Raw genomic sequence first — 664 nt, 5'->3', positions numbered from 1 at the left:
GGGTTGCCCTAACTCCTTAAAGAGTTGCTTATAAGCCTCTAGCTCTGCTTTGCAGCTCTCATCTTTAATAAAAACCTTTTCTATCCTTTGTTTTTGAGGTGGAGATTCACTTTTAACCACCATTAATTCCTTATAAGCTTCATTTTGAAGTTGTAAAGCCTTATTGAGTTTTGAAGTATTCTCACTTTCTAAAGTTAGTTGCAGTTTTAATCGCTCTTGCTCTTTTAAAGAATCCTTATAAAAAAATCCCAATACCACAAGCAAAATACTTAAAACCACATTACCTGCAATACTATAATTCATCACTTCCCCTTATAAACCCTACTATAACTTTGCCTCTATTTTTAACTTGTTTATACCAAAGTGAAGCCTCTAGCCTTTGTGCGGCTTTCTCATAATCTCTAAGCTCTATTTCTTTAAGTGTGTTTTTAAAGGTTTTAAACTTAGAAAATCCTAGATTATAAACCATATCTACTAATGCCCCTTGTTTTTTTAGAGGCAAGGCTTTAAAAAACTTAAAATTTCTATCAAGGCTATCATAGCTTCTACTTAACTCCTCTTTTAACCAACGCATAGCTACGCTTTTAGAGACCTTGCCATCTTTTAGGAGTTTGTTTTCCTCTACGCTTAAAGGATTAGATTCTATATTTCTCCCATAGCCTAT

1 protein-coding gene and 1 pseudogene are annotated in these 664 nt (G+C 33.6%); both read right to left on the bottom strand.

The window, feature by feature from the left end; genetic code table 11:
• Window positions 1-303, bottom strand: a pseudogene (locus LS72_RS10565) (hypothetical protein); the annotation flags it as partial.
• On the bottom strand, window positions 293-664 hold a 372-nt coding region (locus tag LS72_RS10560; protein ID WP_034555754.1), incomplete at its 5' end, for a glycoside hydrolase family protein. The gene LS72_RS10560 and the pseudogene LS72_RS10565, both read right to left, overlap by 11 nt.

This window comes from Helicobacter apodemus (assembly GCF_000765745.2).
Lineage (GTDB): Bacteria > Campylobacterota > Campylobacteria > Campylobacterales > Helicobacteraceae > Helicobacter_D > Helicobacter_D apodemus.
Note: the sequence above shows the minus strand (reverse complement) of the source record. Positions and strands in the feature narration are given on the sequence as shown.